This window comes from Asticcacaulis benevestitus DSM 16100 = ATCC BAA-896 (assembly GCF_000376105.1).
Taxonomy (GTDB): Bacteria; Pseudomonadota; Alphaproteobacteria; order Caulobacterales; family Caulobacteraceae; genus Asticcacaulis; species Asticcacaulis benevestitus.
The window spans coordinates 1-20,115 of sequence record NZ_AQWM01000009.1 but is presented as its reverse complement, the minus strand read 5'-3'; the positions used below and the strand labels follow the sequence as shown (position 1 = coordinate 20,115).

17 protein-coding genes are annotated in these 20,115 nt (G+C 61.3%); 13 read left to right on the top strand and 4 right to left on the bottom strand.

Features of this window, described 5'->3' with window-relative positions; translation table 11 throughout:
* Positions 1-54 precede the first annotated feature (54 nt).
* Positions 55-1,659, top strand: coding sequence for a sodium:solute symporter family transporter (locus B060_RS0111450; RefSeq protein WP_018081926.1), 1,605 nt, complete (start codon positions 55-57; stop codon positions 1,657-1,659).
* Positions 1,660-1,714: 55 nt separating this feature from the next.
* Here B060_RS0111450 and B060_RS0111445 read toward each other — a convergent pair whose 3' ends face one another.
* Together B060_RS0111445 and B060_RS0111440 are read right to left on the bottom strand one after the other, a co-directional pair.
* Entirely contained in the window at positions 1,715-2,092 is a 378-nt protein-coding gene (locus tag B060_RS0111445; protein ID WP_018081925.1) for a heme-copper oxidase family protein, read from the bottom strand.
* 11 nt (positions 2,093-2,103) lie between these two features.
* Positions 2,104-2,508 (bottom strand): nuclear transport factor 2 family protein, encoded by a 405-nt coding sequence (locus B060_RS0111440; protein ID WP_018081924.1) that lies wholly within the window; start codon positions 2,506-2,508, stop codon positions 2,104-2,106.
* A 94-nt stretch (positions 2,509-2,602) separates the two neighbouring features.
* On the opposite strand from B060_RS0111440, the gene B060_RS0111435 reads away from it, so the two are divergent.
* The 7 genes from B060_RS0111435 to B060_RS0111405 all read left to right on the top strand — a co-directional run bounded on the left by B060_RS0111435 (position 2,603) and on the right by B060_RS0111405 (position 11,883).
* The gene (locus B060_RS0111435; RefSeq protein WP_018081923.1) at positions 2,603-3,049 is read left to right on the top strand and encodes a MarR family winged helix-turn-helix transcriptional regulator; all 447 of its coding nucleotides are present in this window, start codon (positions 2,603-2,605) and stop codon (positions 3,047-3,049) included.
* A 174-nt stretch (positions 3,050-3,223) separates the two neighbouring features.
* A complete protein-coding gene (locus B060_RS0111430) occupies positions 3,224-5,500 on the top strand; it encodes an outer membrane beta-barrel family protein (RefSeq protein ID WP_018081922.1) in 2,277 nt (758 codons plus the stop codon).
* 357 nt (positions 5,501-5,857) lie between these two features.
* Positions 5,858-7,384, top strand: a complete 1,527-nt coding sequence (locus B060_RS0111425; protein WP_236621635.1) for an MFS transporter — start codon at positions 5,858-5,860, stop codon at positions 7,382-7,384.
* A gap of 31 nt (positions 7,385-7,415) precedes the next feature.
* Positions 7,416-8,513, top strand: a complete 1,098-nt coding sequence (locus B060_RS0111420) for a Gfo/Idh/MocA family protein (RefSeq protein ID WP_018081920.1) — start codon at positions 7,416-7,418, stop codon at positions 8,511-8,513.
* A gap of 20 nt (positions 8,514-8,533) precedes the next feature.
* The gene (locus tag B060_RS0111415; protein ID WP_018081919.1) at positions 8,534-9,586 is read left to right on the top strand and encodes a sugar phosphate isomerase/epimerase family protein; all 1,053 of its coding nucleotides are present in this window, start codon (positions 8,534-8,536) and stop codon (positions 9,584-9,586) included.
* 116 nt (positions 9,587-9,702) lie between these two features.
* Positions 9,703-10,695 (top strand): alpha/beta hydrolase, encoded by a 993-nt coding sequence (locus B060_RS0111410; RefSeq protein ID WP_018081918.1) that lies wholly within the window; start codon positions 9,703-9,705, stop codon positions 10,693-10,695.
* 78 nt (positions 10,696-10,773) lie between these two features.
* Positions 10,774-11,883: an ABC transporter ATP-binding protein gene (locus B060_RS0111405; RefSeq protein ID WP_018081917.1), complete on the top strand. Its 1,110-nt coding sequence runs from the start codon at positions 10,774-10,776 to the stop codon at positions 11,881-11,883.
* Here the strand turns inward: B060_RS0111405 and B060_RS0111400 are convergent.
* Positions 11,858-13,381, bottom strand: coding sequence for a tryptophan halogenase family protein (locus B060_RS0111400; RefSeq protein WP_018081916.1), 1,524 nt, complete (start codon positions 13,379-13,381; stop codon positions 11,858-11,860). The genes B060_RS0111405 and B060_RS0111400 overlap by 26 nt on opposite strands.
* A 10-nt stretch (positions 13,382-13,391) precedes the next feature.
* A complete protein-coding gene (locus tag B060_RS0111395) occupies positions 13,392-14,744 on the bottom strand; it encodes a GH1 family beta-glucosidase (protein WP_018081915.1) in 1,353 nt (450 codons plus the stop codon).
* A 146-nt stretch (positions 14,745-14,890) separates the two neighbouring features.
* Here B060_RS0111395 and B060_RS0111390 point away from each other — a divergent pair, with 146 nt between their 5' ends.
* The 5 genes from B060_RS0111390 to B060_RS0111370 are packed head-to-tail and all read left to right on the top strand — an operon-like array spanning position 14,891 to position 20,088.
* On the top strand, positions 14,891-16,405 hold the full coding sequence (locus tag B060_RS0111390; RefSeq protein ID WP_018081914.1) for a glucoamylase family protein: 1,515 nt from the start codon (positions 14,891-14,893) through the stop codon (positions 16,403-16,405).
* A complete protein-coding gene (locus B060_RS0111385; RefSeq protein ID WP_018081913.1) occupies positions 16,405-17,682 on the top strand; it encodes a sugar ABC transporter substrate-binding protein in 1,278 nt (425 codons plus the stop codon). Before B060_RS0111390 ends, B060_RS0111385 begins: the two co-directional genes overlap by 1 nt.
* On the top strand, positions 17,679-18,566 hold the full coding sequence (locus B060_RS0111380) for a carbohydrate ABC transporter permease (RefSeq protein WP_018081912.1): 888 nt from the start codon (positions 17,679-17,681) through the stop codon (positions 18,564-18,566). Before B060_RS0111385 ends, B060_RS0111380 begins: the two co-directional genes overlap by 4 nt.
* 8 nt (positions 18,567-18,574) lie before the next feature.
* On the top strand, positions 18,575-19,384 hold the full coding sequence (locus B060_RS0111375; protein WP_018081911.1) for a carbohydrate ABC transporter permease: 810 nt from the start codon (positions 18,575-18,577) through the stop codon (positions 19,382-19,384).
* Positions 19,381-20,088, top strand: coding sequence for a carboxylesterase family protein (locus B060_RS0111370; protein ID WP_018081910.1), 708 nt, complete (start codon positions 19,381-19,383; stop codon positions 20,086-20,088). The genes B060_RS0111375 and B060_RS0111370 overlap by 4 nt, the downstream gene beginning before the upstream one ends.
* The last annotated feature ends 27 nt before the right edge of the window (positions 20,089-20,115 follow it).

The window sequence follows — 20,115 nt, the reverse complement described above, 5'->3', positions numbered from 1 at the left end:
TCAATTGTATGATAATATTATCTAAGGCTCTTTAAACGGGTCAAGAGGGGAAACATGCCTGATTTAGCTCAATACCTGCCGTCGGCGAATTTTTTGAAAAGTCTCGATATCTGGATCGTCCTTTTCTACGCCGTCTCCATCTTCGTCCTGGCTCAGGTCGTCTCGCGCCGTAAGGCGGGGGAAGAAGCCTCGTCCAAGGGCTACTTTCTGGCTGGCAACACCCTGCCGTGGTGGGCCATCGGCGCCTCGCTGATCGCCGCCAATATCTCCGCCGAACAGATCATTGGCATGTCGGGCTCTGGTTATCGCATCGGTCTTGCCATCGCCTCCTATGAATGGATGGCGGCCATCACCCTTATCATCGTCGGCAAGTACTTCCTGCCGGTCTTCCTGAAGAACGGCGTCATGACGATGCCGGGATTCCTGCAACAGCGCTTCGGCCCGTCGGTGAAGTACCTGATGGCCATTTTCTGGCTGATCCTCTACGTCTTCGTCAACCTGACCTCTATCCTGTGGCTCGGCGGCACGGCGGTGACGACGGTGACCGGGATTGATCCGGTACCTGTGCTGATCGCGCTGGGTGTTTTCGCGCTGCTTTATCAGATTTCCGGCGGCCTGAAGGCCGTGGCCATGACCGATATCGTGCAGGTGACCCTGCTGGTGATGGGCGGTCTGATCATCGCAGGCATCACCCTGACCCAGATCGGTGGCCAGGCCAACATCACCGGTTTCGCCGATGGCTTCAACAAGCTGCGCGCCAACTTCCCCGAACACTTCCACATGATACTCGACAAGTCGTCGCCCTTCTACAAGGACCTGCCGGGTATCGCCGTGCTCGTCGGCGGCATGTGGATCATGAACATCTCCTACTGGGGCTTCAACCAGTACATCATCCAGCGGGCGCTGGCCGCCAAGTCGCTGCAGGAAGCACAAAAGGGCATCGCCTTTGCCGCCTATCTCAAGCTGCTGATGCCGTTGATCGTTGTCGTTCCCGGTATGGCCGCCCTGCTTCTGGCACCCAATCTGGAAGTGGCCGATCATGCCTATCCGGAAATGATGAAGCTGCTGCCGTCCGGTCTTCTCGGCCTCGTCTTCGTAGCCCTAACCTTTGCCGTCATTTCCTCGACCGCCTCCAAGATCAACTCTATCGCCACCATCTTCACCATCGATATCATTCAGCCGCTCAAGCCGGAACTGACCGAAAAATCGCTGGTGACGGTCGGTCGTATCGTGTCGGTCATCGCGGTCGCCATCGCCATCGCCGTGGCGCAACCGCTGCTCGGTAAGACCGATCAGGCCTTCCAGTTCATCCAGAACTTCACCGGCTACTTTACGCCGGGCATCGTGGTCATCTTCGCGCTCGGCATGTTCTGGAAGCGGTGTTCGACCGCGGGCGCCTTCGCGGCCATTCTTGGCGGCGTGCTGATCTCAGCTATCTGGTCCTATCTCCAGCCTGACTATCCGTTCATGAATCGTGTCGGCTGGGTCTTCGTCGCCACCACCCTGCTGTGCGTGCTGGTGTCGCTGGTCGTGCCGAACAAGAAGCCGGTCTCGACCCTGTCGCTGGAAGGAGTCAGCTTCAAGACGACGACCAGCTTCAATGTGCTGGCTGTGGGCGTTATCGTTATCCTGATAGCGCTCTACACGCTGTTCTGGTGACGCAGCGCTTCGCCTATCCTTATTGAACGCGGCAGGGGACACTCTGCCGCGTTTTTTATGCCTGACGCGGACCCTCGGCATGGCGGAAGACATTGATAGTGAACAGAAGAAAGCCCGCCAGCACCAGAAAGGCGCCGAGAATGGCTACCGGCGGTCCCCAGGGCTGACCTGTCACCGATCCGAAGATGCCGGTGGTGAGCGAGATCATGCCCGGCAGGGCAGCGGCGATATGGGCCACTGCCAGTCTGTTGTCGGCGGCGGGTCTGACCGCATAGAACAGGCCGGCTAGAAAGAACGATACCCAGCCGACGAGATTGATGTGGGCGTGGACCGTCATGAGGGTGAAGTCATGCGCCTTGCCCATATAGATGCCAAGCGCAAGGCCGATGAGGGCGAAGATGACGCCGAAACGCAGAAACCATGCGGAGGTCATGGATCGGGCTCCTATTGAATGGGCTTCCAGGCTTCAAAAACGTTTTCGCGGGCGATCTTGCCGTCCCTCATGTGGAAAACGTGCAGCAGGCGCAGCTCGATGATGGCGCCCACCGGATAGGGCAGCTTGGCGTAGCCCTTGCCGGTGACGGTGAACTGCACAATGCAGTCATCGACCACGCGGTCATGGGTGGCGAAGCGATCGAGCGGCTGCATCGACAGAATTTTAATGGCGCCGAAGAGGGCGCGGTAATTGTTTTCAATGTCTTTCAGATCGGTCAGGCGCATGTCGCGGCAGGGCATCTCGAGCACGATACCGTCGGCATACAGGTTCATGATCGAAGCCGGATCGCTCGCTTCGCCCTGCATATGGGCGTTGACGACGGCCAGGTTGATTTCGGCGGGTGTCAGGGTCATCACGTTTAAGTCTCCTCAGATATACGAATATAGACAGAACGACTGTCCAAATACATATAGACAGATAGACTGTCAACATGGCATAAGCAGAAAAATGAACAATACCACCATTTCCGAAGCCCGCGTTACCCTGGGTGCCCTGTTGCGTAAGCCCTACGAAGCCTTGCAGACGAAGGTCTATGCAGCCCTTGCCGAACGCGGGTTCAGCGATGTCCGCCCGGCCCATTCCAGCGTTTTCCGCTATATCAAACCTGAGGGGTCGCGCGTTTCCGACCTGGCCGAACGGGCCGACATGACCAAGCAGAGCATGGCCTATCTCACCGCCAACCTGACGGATCTGGGCTATGTCACCATAGCGCCCGATCCGAGCGACGCCCGCGCCAAGCTAGTGGTTCTGACGGATCGCGGCCGCGCGGTCTGGGAAGCCCTGGTCGACCTGAGTCTTGATGCCGAGGCACACTCTAGCGCCAGGATCGGGGCAGAGCGCATGACGCAGCTACGTGCCATTCTCAGCGATCTGGCCAAGGCCATGTCCGACTGACCTGCCGGGGCACGTGTGTCCTGAAAGTCACGCCCTCACTTTATAACGGCGTTGTATAAAAACGACGACGGAATTGTCTGACAAGGTCGTTAGAAGGACACCTAGCGGTCATACAAAAGGCCGACAATGCCTGTATGCACCGGATTTCCTGCGATTATTTTGGGGCTGAGCGCCATGCGTAAGACGTTTTTCACAACCACCGGCCTGGGTGTCCTTATCCTCGGCGGATATGTGTCCGGCGTGACACAATCGCAGGCGCAGGAAGCGCCGCCCGCCGCGCCGGCGGCACCCGCTCAGGCCGCGGAGCCGTCCGCCGATCCGACCACGACGGTGACCGTGACGGGCAAGAAGCCACAGAACAAGATCGACCGTCAGGTCTATGACAACACCAAGGATATCGACAGCGCCACCGGCACGGCATCGGATGCGCTCAACAAGGTGCCGTCGGTCAATGTTGATCCGACGGGCAATATCACCCTGCGCGGCAATTCCAATGTTCAGGTCTATATCGACGGCAAGCCGTCGGTGATGATGCAGGGCGATAACCGCGCCGGCGCTTTGCAATCCATGTCGTCGGGCGATATCGACTCGGTCGAGGTGATGACCAATCCCGGCGCGCAGTTTTCCTCGGAAGGCTCCGGCGGCATCATCAATCTGGTGATGCGCAAGAACCGCAAACCCGGCAACACCGGCGCCGTCAACGCCAATGTCGGTGACGGGCGCTACAACGCCTCGATCAACGGCGCGCGCAACAGCGGCAAATACACCCTCAGCGGCGGTCTGAACATCCGCCACGATGTGCGCCCCAGCCGTTCGGGCTCGGTCCAGTCACGTCTCGACGCCAATGGCGATCCCATATCGACGACGGAGCAAGTCGGCGCTTCGGAAGGCAAGAACGACAATATTTCGGCCAATGCCGGGATCGACTATAACCTGTCCGACAAGGATCAGATCGGGGCGCAGACCAGCTATTCGCGCCGGGAGATGGACAATACCAGCGACGACACCTACGCGCTTTATAATGCGGATGGCGACTTCACCAGTGGCTACACCCGTCATTCGGCGGTGACCGGCCCGCGCGATGACTTCAGCTTTGGCGTGCGCTGGGATCACACCGGTGCGCTGACCGGCGAGACGCTGAAAACGGATCTGCGCCTTGGCCGTTCGACCGGCAATACGGCAACCGATGCCTTGAACTATCCGACCGATGGTTCGGACACAACACGCGAAACCCGCAAGGTACAGAGTGATTTCCACAATGCCGTTCTGACGGTCGATTATGTGCGGCCATTCGGTGACGCGCAAATGACCACCGGTTTCCAGATCACCCAGGATGACAACAGCTTTAATAATACGGCGACGGGGCCTGATGTATTGGGCGTGCCTGCCACAGACAACGACCGATTGACCAACAGCTTCGCCTATAAACAAACGGTCAGCGCCGCCTATATGACCTGGCAGACGCCGATCGGTGAAAAGTGGATCGTCATGGGCGGTTTGCGCGCCGAGGCGCTTGATCTCGACACGGAGAATTTCGGCGTTCCCGGTACGGCCGATGATACCACCAGCCATATCAGCTACACCAAGTTCAATCCGAGCGCCTTCGCCACCTATACGCTGAACGATACGACCAAGCTGCGCTTCTCCTATTCGCACCGTCTGCAGCGTCCAAGTCCGCAGGACTTGAATCCGTTCCAGACCTATCAAGATCCGCAGAACGTTTCGGCCGGTAACGCCGACCTGAAGCCGGCGGAAACGGATTCGTTCGAGGCGGGCTATGAAAAGAGCGGCAAGGTCAATTATCAGATCCGCGCCTATTACCGCAAAACCGAAGATAGCATCACCAGCTACAGCTACTTCCTGCCGGTGGCCAATCCGAGCGATACGCCGGTATTGCTGACTACCAAGCGCAATCTCGGTTCGGGTGAAGCCGGCGGCCTCGAAGGCAATTTCGACGGCAAGCTGTCCGCCAAGATCAGTGTGCGCGTCAACGGCAACCTGGCCTGGAACAAGCTGACCACGCCGACCACCGGTGAGCAGGAAGCCACCACCTTGAGCGGCCGTATCAGCATGGACTATAACGCCACGACCAAGGATCGCTTCCAGATCAGCTATTTCGGTCGCGGCAAGCAACTGACCGGTCAGGGCTATACCGGCCCGTTCGGCATGGGCAATATGTCCTATCGTCATCAGTATACGCCCAAGGCGGCGCTGGTCGTGACCCTGCAGGACCCGTTCCGCACGGCCAAGTTCCGCACCGTGGTGGATACCGACAGCATCCACAGCGAATCCTATCGCAGCCTGCAAGGTCAGGTGTTTATGGTGGGCCTCAGCTATACGCTGGGCGGCCCGAGCACCCAGAAGGACGGCGATCAGCCGCGCTGGAACGGGCCACGCGGCCCGGGCGGGGGTGGTGGCAACTGGGGCGGCCATGGCGGCGGCCCTATGTAAGACGGAAGAGGCGGGGCTTATGGTCCCGCCTTTTTTTGTTCACGAACATCATTTCAGACGTTTTTACCCTTCATCCTCCCTTGCGAAGCGGGGGAGGTGTCACGGCGAAGTCCGTGACGGAGGGGGCGATCCCCGTATCAAAAAAGAAGCCCCTTCCGTCAGCGACACCAGCCCTGCGGGCTTCGCGCTGACACGGCACGGCCCGCCTGCCCCGCTTCCCCGTAAACGGGGCAGGCGGGAGTTAAACTAGCCTCTTCCCAAGTCGATTGTAATCGATTACCAATAGTCTCACGACAAACATTAAAAAGGCCGGGGCGAGGATGACTCTCCGCGATCGGCCAAAGACAGGGGTATTTCATGGACACGTCTACAGGCATGGCGCGGCAAACAGGCAACGGTTGGCTGTTCGCCACCTCGTTCGCCGCCATCACCGCCACCTCCTTCTGTTTCATCCTGCGCGCGCTGGTTATCGATAACTGGGGTGTTGATTTCGCCCTGTCGGAAACCCAGAAGGGCGAATTGCTCGGTGTCGGCCTGTGGCCGTTCTCCATCACCATCGTGCTCTTGTCGCTGTTCATCGACAAGATCGGCTTCCGCCTGACCCTGTGGTTCGCCGCCATCTGTCATATCGTCGGCCTAGGACTTCTGTTTACCGCCACCGGCTACTGGTCGCTCTACGCCGGCACCTTCATCATGGCACTGGGCAATGGCGCGGTCGAAGCCGCCGCCAATCCTTTGATAGCCACGCTGTTCAGCCACGACAAGTCGAAATGGCTGAACCGCCTGCACGCGGCCTGGCCGGGCGGCATGATCCTCGGTGGCCTGCTGGCCATGGGACTGGATAATATCGGCGGTTTCGACTGGCGCGTGAAGGTCGGCCTGATGATTATTCCTGTCCTGGTCTATACGGTGCTGCTGATCGGCCGCAAATTCCCGGTGTCGGAGCGCGTCGCGTCCGGTGTCGATTATCGCACCATGCTGGGCGAGGCCGGTTTTATCTCAGCCTTTATCCTGGCTGCCCTGATCATGCTCGAAGTCGGGCGCGTCTTTGGCCTCAGTACGCTCATATCCATGGGCGGCGCGGTGGTGCTGGCGCTGATCTATGCCTTCTTCTCACGCGCACCGGGCCGGCCGCTCTATATCCTGCTGGTGCTGCTGATGATGCCGCTGGCGGTCACCGAACTGTCGACCGATAGCTGGATTTCCTCGCTGATGGCGCCGGAAATGGCCAAGCTCGGCCTGCAGGCCGGCTGGGTGCTGATCTATACCTCGGCGCTCGTCTTTGTGATCCGCATCTTCGCCGGCCCGCTGATCAAGTGGCTTAATCCGCTCGGTGTCCTGGCCATGGCCTCGGCTCTGGCGGCCGCCGGCCTCTTCCTGATGGCGGGCGCGACCGGCGGCATGATCCTGGCGGCGGCCACCTTCTACGGCATCGGCAAGAGCTTCTTCTGGGGCACCTCGCTCGGCGTCGCTTCGGAGCAGTTCCCCAAGGGCGGCGCCGTGGCGATCAACATGCTGGCCGGCGGCGGTATGCTGGCGGCGGGTATTGTCGGTTCGGTGTTGCTGGGGGCTGCGCAGGACAATTCGACCCGCGAAGGTCTGAAGCGTCACGATGCCCAGCACCAGAGCGCCCTGACCGAGACCTATCTGACGCAGGAAAAGGTCAGCGTCTTTGGCAAGTACAAGGCGCTCGACGAGGTCAAGGTGGCGGCCGCCCCCGAAGCCGACAAGGCGGTGCTCGATGGCCTGTCAACCGGCGCCAAGAAAGACGCTTTGAAAGAGGTGGCCCTGCTGCCGGTCCTGACCTTCGTCATCTTCCTTGGCATGGTGCTGTGGTTCCGGCGCCGTGGCGGCTACAAACCGGTCGTCATCGGCGATCACTAAAATCATAACAAGAAAAGTTGAGACGATACCTGTGACCAAACTCAAACTCGGCATGATCGGCGGCGGGCCCGGCGCGTTTATTGGGCCGGTACACCTGATGGCGGCACGGCTCGATGACCGGCTGGCCCTGACCGCCGGCGCCTTTAGTCGCGACGCGGGTAAAAACCGGCAGGCGGGCGAGGGCTACGGCCTTGCGCCCGATCGCGTCTATCCGTCGTGGCAGGCCCTGCTCAGCGAAGAGGCGCGCCGCCCGGACCGCATCGACGTCCTGTCGATCGTCACGCCCAACGACACCCACTTCCCGATCGCCAAAGCGGCGCTGGAGGCGGGTTTTCATGTGCTGTGCGACAAGCCGGCGACGCTCAATCTCGAAGAAGCCCTGCGCCTGCGCGATGTGGTGCGGGCCACCGGCAAGCACTATGCCCTAACCTACACTTACAGCGGTTATCCGCTGGTGCGCGAGGCCAGAAAACTGATCGCCGAAGGCCGGCTCGGCCAGATCCGCAAGATCGTGGTCGAGTATAGCCAGGGCTGGCTGTCGCAGGACGTGCATTCAAAACAGGCGGACTGGCGGGCCGATCCGCGCCAGTCGGGCCTTGGCGGCTGCATCGCCGATATCGGCGTCCATGCCTTTCACCTGAGCGAATTCGTCAGTGGTGCGCAGGTGGAAAGTTTGAGCGCCGATCTCGGTATTGTGGTGTCGGGACGCACGCTCGATGACGACTGCAACGTGTTGCTGCGCTACAATAATGGCACCCGCGGCGTGCTGGTGGCGTCGCAGATCGCCGCCGGGGATCGCAACGGCCTGCGCCTGCGTGTCTATGGCGAGAAGGGCGGGCTCGACTGGTCGCAGGAAACGCCCAACACCCTGACGCTCAACTGGCATGATGCCCCGACGCAAATCCTGCACGCCGGCACGCCCTATGTGTCTTACGGCGCGCGCGTGCCGGCCGGCCATCCGGAGGGCTATCTCGAAGCCTTTGCCACGCTCTACAGCGATTTCGCTCATCAGGTCATGACGGGGGAGGCCTCGCTCGTACCCGGCATCGAAGACGGCGTGCGCGGCATGGCCTTTATCGAGACCGCCATCACCTCAAGCCGCAACAAAAGCTGGGAGACCCTGCTGTGAAAACCCCCAAAGAACGTAAAATGCAAGGCCCGGGTATTTTCCTGGCGCAATTCCTCGGCGACATCGCCCCCTTCAACAAGCTGGAAAGCATGGCGCAGTGGGCGTCGGGCCTCGGCTACAAGGGCCTGCAGATCCCGACGTCTTCGCCCGCGATTTTCGATCTGGAAAAGTGTGCGCAAAGCCAGGCCTATGCCGATGAGATCACCGGTATGTTGGGCAAGTACGGCCTGTCGGTGACCGAGCTCTCGACCCACCTGCAAGGCCAGTTGGTCGCCGTCCATCCGGCCTATGACAGCCTGTTCGATGGTTTCGCGCCCTTAGCCCTGCATGGCAAACCGAAGGAGCGTCAGGCCTGGGCGGTCGAGCAGGTCAAGCTCGCGGCGAAAGCCTCGCAGCGTCTCGGCCTCAAGGCGCACGCCACCTTTTCCGGCGCGCTGGCCTGGCCCTATCTCTATCCGTGGCCGCAGCGCCCCGCCGGTCTGGTGGAGGAAGCCTTTGCCGAACTTGGTCGGCGCTGGAAGCCGATCCTCAATGCCTTCGAGGACGCCGGCGTCGATTGCTGCTATGAAATCCACCCCGGCGAGGATCTGCACGATGGCGCCACCTTCGAGCGCTTTCTCGACGAGGTTGGCGGCCACGCGCGCGCCAACATCCTGTTCGATCCCAGCCATTTCGTTCTGCAACAGCTTGATTATCTGAGCTATATCGACATCTACCACGAACGCATCAAGATGTTTCACGTCAAGGATGCCGAGTTCAATCCCAATGGCCGCTCGGGTGTCTATGGCGGCTATCAGAGTTGGGTGGATCGCCCCGGCCGCTTCCGCTCGCTCGGTGACGGCCAGGTCGATTTCAAGGGCATTTTCTCCAAGCTGGCGCAGTATGATTACGATGGCTGGGCCGTGCTGGAATGGGAGTGCTGCCTGAAGCATCCAGAGGATGGCGCCCGCGAAGGCGCGCCCTTTATCCGCGATCATATCATCCGCGTCACCGAAAAAGCCTTTGACGATTTCGCCGGTTCGGGGGCATCGAAAGAGTCACTTCGTAACCTGATGGGAATAACGCCCCACTGATGGTCTGCAAATGGACACTTTTCTGCGCTTCGCTGCTCACGTACTTAAGTACGCTCCGCGGCGATGCTCAAAAACCATCCATTTTCGCCACGTCATTGAGGTTATTGAGAGATCATATGGATAAGTTTCGCCGTTCGCTCTTGCTTGCTCCCCTGGCGCTGACCGCTACGGCCGCCGCCGCTCAGACCGCAGCACCCGATACGGCCAAGGTGGTGCCCGGCTGGCCCGCGCCCACCGCCACCATCGACCTGTGGCCGAAGGGCGTCGCTGGCCAGGTGCATCCCGATATGAAGGAAGTGGTTGAGGAAACCTCGACTGATCCGGCGATCAAGTTCCGCCGCGTGCAGGGCATATCAAAGCCGCGCATGGCGGTTTTTCCGGCTGCCAATCCCACGGGCGGCGCCATGCTGATCATCCCCGGCGGCGGCTTCTGGTGGAACTATTTCGATCATGAAGGCTATGCGCTTGCCGACTATCTCAACCAGCATGGCATCACCTGTTTCGTGCTGTTTTACCGGCTGGCCAATGACGGCTGGGACAACAAGGCCGATGTCGCCACGATCGATGCCCAGCGCGCCATGCGTCTGATACGCAAACATGCTGCGCAGTATAAACTCGATCCCAAGCGCGTCGGCGTGATCGGCTTCAGTGCCGGCGGCTTCATCACTGCCTCGCTGGCGACGCGCCACGCGCAAGCGCTTTATACGCCCGTTGATGACGCCGATGCGCTCGACGCTCGCCCGTCTCTGGCCGCACCAATCTATCCGGTGCAGTCGCTGGACCCGGCCATTGCCTATGACGGCACCGCGCCTTCGCTTTTTGGCGGCCCGGCCACGGCTGAACAGATCGCCCGTTATGCGCCGGATCACAATATTGACGCCCGGACCCCGCCGGTTTTCCTGACCCATGCCGAAGACGACACGACCGTGCCGGTGGCCAATACGACGGTCTTCCGCGATGCGCTGAAAGCTAAGGGGATTACGGTCGAAACCCACCTGTTCGCGCGGGGCGGTCATGGCTTTGGCATGAAGCACGATCTCGACCAGCCCTACCATATCTGGCCGCAGCTTTTCGTTAATTTCGCCCGCAGCCAGGGCCTGATGGGCTGAAGGTTCGACCGCTACACTCTGGCTGCGCTTGTGGTCCTGCGCGTTCGTGAGTAGTCTCCCCCAAAAGGGAAGCGTAACGTGGCCGATGTCGAGCTTGTGGGGGTGGGGAAGGTGTTCGGTGCGCAGGCCGTGCTGCACGCCATCGATCTGGCCATCTCGGACGGCGAATTCATCGTCATTGTCGGCCCGTCCGGCTGCGGCAAGTCGACCCTGCTGCGTCTCATCGCTGGTCTCGATCAGCCAAGCGCCGGCGATATCCGGATCGAGGGCCGTAGCGCGCTCGACGCCACGCCGGCCGAGCGCGGCGTCGCCATGGTGTTCCAGTCCTACGCCCTCTATCCCCACCTCAATGTCCGCGACAACATGGCGTTCGGCCTGCGCATGGCCAAAACACCGGAGGTCGAGGTCAGGGCAGCGGTCGAGGCGGCGGCGCGCCTGCTTGGGATAGAGTCCCTGCTCGATCACCGGCCGCGCGCCCTGTCCGGTGGTCAGCGCCAGCGCGTGGCGATCGGCCGCGCCATCGTGCGCAAGCCGCGCCTGTTCCTGCTCGATGAGCCCCTGTCCAATCTCGATGCCGGTCTGCGCGTCCATATGCGTCATGAGTTCTCGCGCCTGCACCGCGAACTGGCCACCACCCTGATCTATGTCACCCACGATCAGATCGAGGCCATGACCCTGGCCTCCCGCATCGTGGTGCTCAATGCCGGGAGGGTCGAGCAGATCGGTACGCCGATGGAGATATACGAGGCGCCGCGCAATCTGTTCGTGGCGTCCTTCATGGGCTCGCCGCGCATGAACCTGATCGCGGGCGAGATCGTCTCGGTCGGCAAGACGGGCGTCAAGGTTGGGCTGGTGTCGGGCGATGTGGTCAGCGCCGCCGTAGCAGCGGGTGAGGCGCGTGCCGGCCAGGCGGTGACGCTGGGCGTACGGCCCGAGGCGCTCGGCACGGCCAGAGCCGCCAATACGCTTTCCATGACGGTCGATGTGGTCGAGCGGCTGGGCAGCGCCCATTCGGTTTATGGTGCGATCAAGGGCGTTGATCAGCCGGTATGCGCCCTGCTGCCCGGTGATCGTCCTGCGCAGCACGGCGATATCATCGCCCTGCATTTTTCGCCGGCCAGCGCCTATCTTTTCGACAGCGAGGGACGGGCGTTGGCGCGTCTTAAACCGGTGACAAAGGCCGCCTGAGCAAGGCGGCGAGGCTGGCCTCGTGGGGCGGTGCGGCCAGGGCGGCCTGACGGATGCCTTGCGTGACATTTTGCAGCACACGGCGCGAAAAATCACCCGGCACAAGATCGGCCAGCGGATCGGGCGCTTTAGGTGTGAAGCCCATGCCGTCGTAGATGGCCATCCAGCTTGCCGGCTTGAACAGGTCGTAATAGTCGGCTAGAATTTTGCCCTGCGTGCGGAAGGCCTCCAGTTTGGCGCCGAGCGAATCCGGAATGTCCATGGCGGTGACATAACGCCAGAAGGGCGTATCGCGCCGCGCTGACGCCCAGTAATGCAGGATGAGAAAATCGCGGATTTCCTCGATCTCGCGCACCGACCGGTCATTATAGGTCTGGCGCAGCACGGCTGAATCGATGTCGCGCGGGAAGTGATCGAAGAAACGGAACAGGTTGGCGAAGATCAGATGGATGCTGGTCGATTCGAGCGGTTCCAGAAAGCCCGAAGCCAGACCGAGCGACAGGCAGTTCTTGACCCATGCTTCCCTGCGGCGGCCAGGCGTGAAGTGGATTTGACGTGGCTCTGCCAGAGGCTGACTTTCCAGTGCGCCCCGCAAGGTCTGCTCAGCCTGTGCCGCGTCGCAAAAGCGGCTGGCATAGACATAACCGTTGCCGATGCGCGATTGCAGTGGGATGCGCCATGTCCAGCCGGCGTCGCGCGCCGTGACTTGCGTATAGGGCTGGAGCGGGGCGATGGACTGCGAGGGCAGGGCCACGGCGCGATCACAAGGCAGCCAGTGCGACCAGTCCTCGAAAGGCGAGCCCAGCGCTTTCTCGATGATCAGGCCCTTGAAGCCGGAGCAGTCGATAAAAAAGTCGCCGGTGATGTCTCGGCCATCTGTCAGGCGCAAGCTATTGACCGAACCGTCGACAGCAAGCGCCACTTCGGCCACGTGGCCTTCGATACGCTTAACGCCCTTGGCCTCGGCATAGTCGCGCAAATAGGTCGCCACCTTGGCGGCGTCGAAATGGTAGGCGTAACCGGCCATGAAAAGCGGCGAATTGCCATCTTGCTTGGGCTTGGCGAAGCGGTTGTTGAGCGCCAGTTGCGCCGACATGCTTAAGGCTTCCAGCGGCGGCACTGGCCGACCGGCGATCTTTTCGCTCAGCCAGTGCTGGAATAGCGGCAGATTTTCGATGGTCGGGCCCAGTTCGCCGAAGCCATGGAAAAAATCGGACCCGGCGACGCGCCAGTCACGAAAACGGATGCCGAGCTTGTAGGTGGCGTCGGTGGCGCTGACGAAATCGGCCTCATCGATATTGAGGTAGCGCAGCATGTCCTGGATCGACGGAATGGTGGCCTCGCCGACGCCGATGGGGGCGATCTCGGCCGATTCCACCAGCGTGACGCGCTTTGGGCTGCCGGGCACGCGGAACAGAAGGCGGCTGAGGCAGGCGGCCGCCATCCAGCCGGCGGTGCCGCCGCCCAGTATGACAAAATGATCGGCGCTGCGTGTCATTTAGGCCCCCTCAAAGTGGCTCGGCGAGGATCGCGCCGTGGCGGGCGATCGCTTGTGCATAGTAACGGGCGCTGTCTTTCGGCGTGCGTTCAAGCGTCTCGAAATTGACGTGGACGATGCCGAAGCGCTTGCTGTAGCCTTGCGACCATTCGAGATTGTCCAGCAATGACCACACCATGTAGCCGCGGATATCGACTCCTTGGGTGATAGCCGCGTGCACCGCCAGCAGATGTTTTTGCAGGTAATCGGTGCGTAAGGGATCGCGGATACGGCCGCCTTCGGCTTTTGGCGGATCGAAAAAAGCGGCGCCGTTTTCGGTGATGTAGAGCGGGATATCGCCATAGCGTTCGCGCACCCATTCAAGCGTGTCGGTCAGCCCTTGCGCGAAGACCTCCCAATGGGTTTCGCTGTAGGTGGCCTGCGTCTGCCGCACCACGCCGGCCTGAAGCAGCCAGTCATGGTCGTCACGGCGCGTCACGGCGCGGGTGTAGTAGTTGACGCCGATGAAATCGAGCGGCTGGCGGATCAGATCGAAATCGGCCGGATCATGCTCTGGCCAGGCCTCGCCGAAGATCTCGCGCAGTTCCGGCGGATAATGACCGAGCAGGGCTGCATCGAGATATTGCGCGTTCATATAGGCTGAGGCGCGGTGGGCGGCAGCGGCATCTGCCTCGGAAGGCGTGGCCGGATACTTCGGCTCGATATTGACCACCAGCCCGATCGCGTGATGGCCGACCTCACGATAGGCTTGCACCGCCGCGCCATGCGCCCGCATCAGATTGTGCGAGACGAGAGGCACTTCAAACAGATTGCGATGGCCGGGCGCCAGCGTGCCGCGCAGGTAGCCTTCGTGGCTGATCACCCAGGGCTCGTTGATCGTCGCCCAGGTTTTGACGCGGCCATCGAAGGCCTCGAAAACGATGCGGGCATAGTCGGCGAACCACTGGCTTGACGCGCGGTTGAGCCATCCGCCTTGATCCTCCAGCACCGCCGGTAGATCCCAGTGGTAAAGGGTGATGATGGGCTCGATGCCGTGGGCAAGCAGTTCATCGATCAGGTCGGAATAGAAGGCCAGACCGCCCGGGTTCACGCGACCGGCGCCTTCTGGCAGGATGCGTGACCACGACAGGCTGAAGCGATAGGCCTGCATCCCCAGTTGCTTCATGAGGGCGACGTCTTCGCGGAAACGATGGTAATGATCGCAGGCGACATCGCCGGTGGCGCCGTCCTGCATCAGGCCCGGCGTATGAACGAAGCGATCCCAGATAGAAGGTCCCTTGCCATCGGCTTCCGGCGCCCCTTCGATCTGGTAGGCGGCCGTGGCGCACCCCCATAAAAAGCCGTCCGGAAAACGTAGCGCCATATCCCCTTGTCCTTCTTTTTATCTTGGCTTTTTATCTTGGCTTTTCAGCAGGTGTATCCGCTTATATCGGCGTTGACAACAAATTTGTAAGCGTTTACATCCGAGCGTGGAAGGCCGGAAAATCGGTGACTTTGCAGGGAAAAGTGATGGTTTCGCGGTTCGGCTTTGAGCGACGATCTCTTTTGCTGGGCGCAGGCGCGGCCGGCCTGCTGGCGGCATCTGGCGGGGGCGCTGCCACCCGAAAAAGATCCAAAACATCAAGGGTGGCGAAGCCTGTGGTGCTCGATACGGTGTTGGCCGATATTCACCGTCGCACCTTCAACTATTTCTGGGAAAGCGCCAATCCGGTCAACGGGTTGTCCGCAGACAACTGGCCAAACCCCAACTTCTGTTCCATCGCCGCCACCGGCTTTGCCCTGACCGCCTATTGCATCGGTGACGACAGCGGCTACGTCACGCGCGAGGAGGCGACGGGGCGGGTGGTGACAAGCTTGCGCACCTTATGGAACGCGCCGCAGGGGCCGGAAGAGGCGGGCATGGCCGGTCAAAAGGGCTTCTTCTACCACTTCCTCGATATGGACAGCGGCGCGCGCTTCAGGAATGTCGAGCTGTCGAGCGTCGATACCGCCCTGTTCCTGTGCGGGGCGCTGACGGCGGCGGCCTATTTCGACGGTGACAGCGCGATCGAGGCCGAGATCCGCGACCTGGCGATGAAGATCTATGACCGCGTCGACTGGACCTTCATGATGCGCGACAATGGCCTGGTCAGTATGGGCTGGCACCCGGAAAAAGGGCTGAACGGCCATGACGAACGCGGCCTGATCGATCGCAACTGGAGCCGGTATAACGAGGGGATGTTGGTCTATCTGCTGGGTGTGGGGGCGCGCACCCATCCGCTGCCGGCCAAGGCCTGGCAAAGCTGGATGGCGACGCTGGAGGGCAACTGGGGCACGCATGGCGGTGAACCGCACCTCGGTTTTTCGCCCATGTTCGGTCATCAGTACAGCCACGTCTGGTATGATTTCCGCGGCATCGCCGACGCCTATATGCGCGGCAAGGGCATCGACTATTTCATCAATTCGCAGCGCGCCACGGTGGCGCAGCGCAACTACGCCATCAAAAATCCCGCTGGCTACCGCGACTATGGGCCGGATATCTGGGGGCTGACGGCCTCGCGCGGGCCCGGCAATATCAAGGCCATGGCGGATGGCCGCATGGTCGAATTTCACGAATACGGCGCGCGTGGTCCGCAGACCGGCGACCGTGAGTCGTTCGATGACGGCACCATCGCGCCAACTGCGGCGCTGGGCTCCATCCCCTTCGCGCCGGAGATCTGCCGCCAAGCCGCGCACGCCATGGTCAGGCGCTACGGCGATGATCTCTATGGCTGGCTCGGCTTCTACGATGCCTTCAACCCGACCTACGGCGCCACCGGGCGAACGTCCACGACCGGAAGAGTGCATGCACGCGCCGGCTGGGTGGCGCGTGAATATCTCGGCATCGATCAGGGGCCGATCCTGGCCATGCTGGAAAACTATCGCTCCGGCCTGGTTTGGGATAGGTTCAACCGCAGTCCGCTCACCCGCCCTCTGGTGAAGCGGGCGTTTCTCGCGGCGGGCTTCAAACCCGTGGCCCCCACAGGTGCGTGGCTTTTGACCTGATGATCACCGACCGGCGCAGGTTTGGACTGGCTTTGGCGAGCTTTTCAGCGCTCGGCACAGCCGCGTGCGCCAGGACTGACCGTCCCTTGCGCATCTGGGCCATGGGGGTGGAGGGCGAGGCGCTCGATGCTTTCGGCGTCCGCTTCGAGGCCCAGAATCCCGATGTGCCGGTGCGCGTGCAGGCCCTGCCATGGGGCGCGGCGCATGAAAAACTGCTGACGGCCTTCGCCGCCGACAATCTTCCCGATGTCATCGCGCTTGGCAACACCTGGGTGGCCGAGTTCGCAGCGCTGAACGCGCTGGAACCGCTCAACGACAGGCTTGCCAAAAGCACGATCCGGCTTGATCAGTTCTTCGAAGGCGCCCGGCGTTCAGTCACGATACCGAGCTTTTCCGGCGAGTCGGCTATCTTGGGTGTGCCGTGGTATGTTGATACGCGCCTGCTGTTCTATAACCGCCGACTGATTCAAAGGGCCGGTTTCGAGACCGCCGCCAGCACCTGGGCCGACTGGGATAAACAACTGGCCGCCCTGTCGCGCAACGGTCGCCACGCGCTGCTGCTGCCGTTTGCCGAGTATGAACCTCTCGTCGCCTTCTGCTTGCAGGCGGATGAACCGATCCTGATCGATTCCGATACGCGCGGCGGTTTCCGGCAAAAAAGCATCGCTGCCGCCTTCGTCTACGCCGCCTCTCTGTACGACCGCGGCTTTGCTGACCGCATTACCCATTCCGAGGTCACCGACGTCTATTCGGCCTTCGCACGCGAAGAGTTTGGCTTCCTCATCACCGGGCCGTGGAACCTGGCCGAATTCGCTCGCCGGCTGCCCAGGGCGATGCAAAACGATTGGGCCACCGCGCCGATGCCGGGGCCCAAGGGGCCGGGCCTGTCCTCGGCCGGCGGTGTGTCGATGTGCATCCCGCGCGCCTCGAAAAAGAAGGATCTGGCCTTCCGCTTCATCCAGTATATGTGTGCCGCCCGCCAGCAGGCTGATTTCTACACCGCCACCAGCGACCTGCCGGCGGATCAGGCCGCCTGGCCCCTGACCGGCCTGATGCAGGACAGCCGGTCGCGCACCTTTTTCGACCAGCTCAACCGCACGCGCCCGCCGCCGCAGGTGCCGGAATGGGAGCGCATCGCCAACGAGATGGTGGCGGCGCTTGAGCGCGTGGTGCGTGGTATCACCACCCTGGACGCGGCGCTCAAAGGGCTGGACGAATTCGCCTGGACCACGCTAGCCAAGCGCCGCGCCATGCTGGAACAAAGGGGGGTGGCATGACCCGCGCCCTGCTTCGGGAGTTGTCCCCCGGTCATGTCTTTATCTCGCCGGCCATGCTGGTGCTGGCGGTCTTCTTCCTGGCGCCGGTGCTGGGCGCGCTGATCATGAGCTTCACCGATTTCGATATCTACACCCTGGCCGATCTGCATAATCTGCGCTTTATCGGCCTTGGCAACTATGTGAGCCTGTTGCAGACACCGCTGTTTTGGAAGGCGTTCGGCAACACCTGCTATTTCGCGCTGGTTGGCGCCCCTCTGTCGATTATGGTGTCTCTGGCCATGGCGATGGCGCTTAATGTGCCGGGCATCGGCCTGAAAGCGCTCTATCGCACGGCCCTGTTCGCGCCCTATGTCGCCACCCTGGTGGCCGCCGCCGTCATCTGGCGTTACATGTTAGATGCGCAATATGGCTGGCTGAACCAGTTCCTGATGGTGATCGGCCTCAGGCCGGTCGACTGGCTCGGCAATCCGCACCTGTCCATGCCCGCCATTATCCTGTTCTCGGTGTGGAAGAATTTCGGCTACAACATGCTTATCCTGCTGGCGGCCTTGCAGCGTATCCCCGATGATCTTTATGAGGCGGCCCGCGTCGATGGCGCGGAGCCATGGCAGCGCTTCGTCCACGTCACCCTGCCGGGCATAGCGCCGAGCTTATGGATGGTGGCGCTGCTGACCGTGGCTGGCTATTTCCAGCTTTTCGCTGAACCCTATGTCATGACGCAGGGCGGGCCGGCGCAATCGACCGTGTCGCTGCTCTATTTCATGTATGAGGACGGCTTCAAGTGGTGGAATCTGGGCCATGCCTCGGCCACGGCCTTTATCCTCTTCGCCGTGCTGATGACCTTAAGCTTCCTGCGCCCGAAATCGGACGAGGTGTTCGCATGAGGGGGGGCTTGCAAAAAATCTGGGTCACCGGCCTGCTGATCGCGGCGTCCCTCGTCGCCATCTTTCCGCTTTTGTGGATGGTGTCGATGTCCTTCATGCCGGAGGCCGAGGCCGACGCCTTTCCGGCGCGGCTTTTTCCGCAGCACCCGACCCTGGCCAACTATGCCGACCTGTTTGCCCATCAGCGCATGGGGCGTTTTCTGGTCAACAGCCTGCTGGTCGCGTCACTGGCCACGGTCCTGTCGCTGGCCTTCAATGTCGCGGCCGGTTACGCTTTCGCCAAACTGCACTTCCGCGGGCGTGAAAAGCTGTTCCAGTTCCTGCTGGCCCTGGTCGTTATTCCGGCGCAATTGACCATGCTCCCGTTGTTTTTTCAGCTTAAGATGCTGGGCCTGCTCAATTCCTATGCGGGTGTCGTGGTGCCTTTCATGGCGTCTTTGTTCGGGATTTTTCTGGTGCGGCAATATGCGCTTGGCCTGCCCGACGAGATGCTGCAGGCGGCCCGCGTCGACGGCGCGTCGGAATGGATGATCTTCCGGCGCATTGTTTTGCCCAATTTGTCGCCCATCATCGTCACGCTCGGCGTCTTCACCTTCCTTGCGGCATGGAACGATTTCCTGTGGCCGCTGATCGTGTTGTCGGACGATCACACCTACACCCTGCCACTGGCCATCGCCGCCCTGTCGCAGGAGCACATTCAGGATTCCGGCATGGTGATGGCCTGCGCCACGGTCACCATCGCGCCGGTCATTTTGTTGTTTCTAGCCTTACAAAGGCATTATGTGAGAGGGCTGCTTGCGGGCAGTGTAAAGGGATGAGATTTTTTCTGCTGGCCTTGGCCGCTCTCGCGCTCACAGGCTGCGCCACCACTTCAGACGATATGCTGAAGAGTGGAGCTACGCCCCAAGTGGTCAGGCTGCGCGACGGTTCCACCGTGCAATACATGGAATATATCCCGGCCAGCTATCACGGCGGCAAGGCGCCCGTGATTATCTTCCTGCATGGCTCCGGCGAAGCGGGCAGCGATGTCACGCGCGTCATGGGACCGGGGCCATGGGCTTATGCAAAGGCGCATCCGGACTTTCCGTTCATCATCCTGGCACCACAGCAACCGCGTGACGAAGAATGGGAGCCGAAGCGCCTGAAAGAGTGGCTGGATATCGCCGAGGCGCGCATTCCGGCGGATAAACACCGCATCTACCTGACCGGCCTGTCGCTCGGCGGCGGTGGCGCGTGGGCCTGGGGCATTCACCAGCCGAGGCGCTTCGCCGCCATCGCGCCGGTCTCTGGCTATTCCAACGCGAAAACGCCCTGCGCCCTCAAGAACAATCACATCTGGGCCTTCCACGGCGAAACGGACGATGTGGTGCCGATCACCGATGAGCGACCGCTCGTCGATGCCGCCAAGGTCTGCGGCGCCGATATCACCTACACCGTCTATCCCGATGGCAACCACAATGCCTGGGATGCCACCTATGCGAATCCGGCGCTTTACGCCTGGTTCCTCGACCATAAGAATTAAACAGGAGTTACGCCCATGACCGCTTTT

Bases quoted from the DNA above. Each gene is read 5' to 3' on its own strand.
- B060_RS0111425 (WP_236621635.1), top strand. From the start codon at position 5,858: ATGGACACGTCTACAGGCATGGCGCGGCAAACAGGCAACGGTTGGCTG.
- B060_RS0111390 (WP_018081914.1), top strand. From the start codon at position 14,891: ATGGTTTCGCGGTTCGGCTTTGAGCGACGATCTCTTTTGCTGGGCGCA.
- B060_RS0111430 (WP_018081922.1), top strand. From the start codon at position 3,224: ATGCGTAAGACGTTTTTCACAACCACCGGCCTGGGTGTCCTTATCCTC.
- B060_RS0111450 (WP_018081926.1), top strand. From the start codon at position 55: ATGCCTGATTTAGCTCAATACCTGCCGTCGGCGAATTTTTTGAAAAGT.
- B060_RS0111395 (WP_018081915.1), bottom strand. From the start codon at position 14,744: ATGGCGCTACGTTTTCCGGACGGCTTTTTATGGGGGTGCGCCACGGCC.
- B060_RS0111445 (WP_018081925.1), bottom strand. From the start codon at position 2,092: ATGACCTCCGCATGGTTTCTGCGTTTCGGCGTCATCTTCGCCCTCATC.
- B060_RS0111415 (WP_018081919.1), top strand. From the start codon at position 8,534: ATGCAAGGCCCGGGTATTTTCCTGGCGCAATTCCTCGGCGACATCGCC.
- B060_RS0111380 (WP_018081912.1), top strand. From the start codon at position 17,679: ATGACCCGCGCCCTGCTTCGGGAGTTGTCCCCCGGTCATGTCTTTATC.
- B060_RS0111410 (WP_018081918.1), top strand. From the start codon at position 9,703: ATGGATAAGTTTCGCCGTTCGCTCTTGCTTGCTCCCCTGGCGCTGACC.
- B060_RS0111370 (WP_018081910.1), top strand. From the start codon at position 19,381: ATGAGATTTTTTCTGCTGGCCTTGGCCGCTCTCGCGCTCACAGGCTGC.
- B060_RS0111440 (WP_018081924.1), bottom strand. From the start codon at position 2,508: ATGACCCTGACACCCGCCGAAATCAACCTGGCCGTCGTCAACGCCCAT.
- B060_RS0111435 (WP_018081923.1), top strand. From the start codon at position 2,603: ATGAACAATACCACCATTTCCGAAGCCCGCGTTACCCTGGGTGCCCTG.
- B060_RS0111400 (WP_018081916.1), bottom strand. From the start codon at position 13,381: ATGACACGCAGCGCCGATCATTTTGTCATACTGGGCGGCGGCACCGCC.
- B060_RS0111385 (WP_018081913.1), top strand. From the start codon at position 16,405: ATGATCACCGACCGGCGCAGGTTTGGACTGGCTTTGGCGAGCTTTTCA.